This is a genomic window from Pseudomonas sp. NPDC089530 (assembly GCF_050280705.1).
Taxonomy (GTDB): domain Bacteria; phylum Pseudomonadota; class Gammaproteobacteria; order Pseudomonadales; family Pseudomonadaceae; genus Aquipseudomonas.
In genome coordinates this window covers 1-2,552 of the sequence record NZ_JBNNVU010000197.1, presented here as the reverse complement: position 1 = coordinate 2,552, position 2,552 = coordinate 1, and the positions used below count along the sequence as shown (strand labels likewise).

The 2,552-nt window shown below is 64.8% G+C and carries 1 protein-coding gene and 1 pseudogene; both read right to left on the bottom strand.

Translation table 11 applies throughout. From position 1 onward, the window contains the following. Positions 1-72: 72 nt before the first annotated feature. Positions 73-1,848 (bottom strand): annotated as a pseudogene (gene aceF, locus ACQKQA_RS30180) (dihydrolipoyllysine-residue acetyltransferase); the annotation flags it as partial. A gap of 11 nt (positions 1,849-1,859) precedes the next feature. Then, positions 1,860-2,552, bottom strand: a 693-nt coding sequence (locus ACQKQA_RS30175; protein WP_427564784.1) for a transketolase-like TK C-terminal-containing protein, incomplete at its 5' end; no start/stop codon positions are given.

The following is a 2,552-nucleotide window of genomic DNA, read 5'->3' as shown; positions in this document are numbered from 1 at the left end:
GCATCACCGCCAGGGCCAGGCGGTTGAGGCTGTGGATCAGGCGGTTCATCGCAGGCCCCGCGGCGTGTTGCCGCCGAGGATCGCCACTTCCGGCGCGTTGACGATCGGCGTGAAGCCGGTACCGCCAATGTGGCCGAGGCTGGAGATGGTGAAGCAGGCGCCCTGCATGTCGTCGGCCGAGAGCTTCTTGGTCCGGGCTTTCTCAGCCAGGGAGGCGGCTTCGGCCGCCAGTTGCAGCAGGCTCTTCTGATCGACGTTCTTGATCACCGGTACCAGCAGGCCATCCGGGGTATCGACCGCAAAGCCGATGTTCACGTACTTCTTGCGAATGATCGCTTTGCCGCTAGGCGCCAGCGAGCTGTTGAAGTCCGGCAGTTCCTTGAGCAGGTGCGCGCAGGATTTCAGCAGCAGCGGCAGGACGGTCAGCTTGACGCCGGCCTTCTCTGCAACGGCTTTCTGGGCGACGCGGAAAGCTTCCAGCTCGGTAATGTCGGCCGAGTCGAACTGGGTGACGTGAGGCACGTTCAGCCAGCTGCGATGCAGGTTCGATGCACCGGCCTGCATCAGGCGGGTCATCGGCACTTCTTCGATCTCGCCGAAGCGGCTGAAGTCCACTGCCGGAACTGGCGGAATGCCGGCGCCACCGGTTGCGCCGGCAGCTGCCGGAGCTTCCTTGGCCTTCTGCATCATGGCCTTGACGTAAACCTGCACGTCTTCCTTCAGGATGCGACCGTGCGGACCGCTCGGGCTCACCGCGTTCAGTTCGACACCGAACTCGCGCGCCAGCTGGCGCACGGCAGGGCCGGCATGAACCTTGGCGCCCGGTTGTGCCGGGGCGGCCACTGGGGCCGCGGCAGCGACGGGTGCCGGAGCGGCAGGCGCGGCTTCAGGCTTGGCGGCGGCCGGGGCCGCAGCAGGCGCAGGAGCGGCCGCAGGGGCAGCGCCTTTGACCTTGAGCTTGAGGATCAGGTCGCCGGTACCGACTTCGTCGTCCAGCTTGATCGAAACGCTTTCCACGATGCCGGCGGCTGGCGATGGGATTTCCATGCTGGCCTTGTCGGACTCGAGGGTGATCAGCGACTGGTCGGCAGCAACGCTGTCACCGGCCTTGACCAGCACTTCGATGATCTTGGCCTTGCCGGCCGAGCCGATGTCCGGAACGTGGATGTCCTGGACGCTATCGGCAGCCGGGGCGGCAGGAGCGGCGGCAACCGGTGCCGGAGCGGCAGCGGCCGGCGCAGCAGCCTGGGCCGGTGCAGCGGCGGCAGCAGCGCCCGCCACTTTCAGGGCCAGGATCAGGTCACCGGTGCCGACTTCGTCGTTGAGCTTGACGCTGATGCTCTCGACCACGCCAGCGGCAGGCGATGGGATTTCCATGCTGGCCTTGTCGGATTCGAGGGTGATCAGCGACTGGTCGGCCGCGACGGTGTCGCCGACCTTGACCTGGATCTCGATGATCTGGGCCTTGCCCGACGAACCGATATCCGGCACGTGGACCTGCTGGGTCGAGGCGGCGGCAGGCGCAGCGCTCGGTGCGGCAGGAGCTGGGGCGGCAGCCGGTTTTTCAGCGGCCTTGGCAGCCGGCGCGGCGGCCGCTGGCGCCGCGGCAGCGGCACCCTCGACTTCCAGTTCCAGCAGCTCGTCGCCTTCTTTCAGGCGGTCGCCCAGCTTCACTTTCAGGCTCTTGATGATGCCGGCCTTGGGGGCCGGAACTTCCATGCTGGCCTTGTCCGATTCCAGCGTCAGGATGCTCTGGTCGGCTTCGATACGGTCGCCGACCTTCACAAACAGTTCGATTACTTCACCTTCACCGCTGCCGATGTCAGGTACGCGAATGAGTTCGCTCACAAAAAATCTCCTCAGCAGTCCAGTGGGTTGCGTTTTTCCGGGTTGATGCCGAACTTGGTGATGGCTTCAGCCACGACCTTAGGTTCGATATCACCACGGTCAGCCAAGGCTTCCAGGGCTGCCAACACCACGAAATGACGGTCGACTTCGAAGAAGTGACGCAGCTTCTTGCGGCTGTCACTGCGGCCGAAACCGTCGGTGCCCAGGACTTTGAATTCCTTGGACGGGACCCACTGACGAATCTGTTCGGCGAACAGCTTCATGTAGTCGGTAGAGGCGATGACCGGACCCTGACGGCCGCCCAGGCACTCTTCGACGTAGCTCAGTTTAGGCTTCTGGCCCGGGTGCAGACGGTTGCTGCGCTCGACTGCCAGGCCATCGCGACGCAGTTCGTTGAAGCTGGTAACGCTCCATACGTCCGCCGCCACGTTGAATTCGTCACGCAGGATCTTCGCCGCTTCACGGACTTCGCGCAGGATGGTGCCGGAGCCCATCAGCTGTACGTGGTGCGCCGCTTCGCGGGTGTCTTCCTCAAGCAGGTACATGCCCTTGATGATGCCTTCCTCGACACCGGCCGGCATGGCTGGCTGCTGGTAGGACTCGTTCATCACGGCCCCGGCGCACTGGCAGGCCAGCCTGCTGTTGCTGGCCGCCGCGGCCAGCGCGCTGCTCTGCGCGTTACTGGCGCTACGTTTGCAATGGAA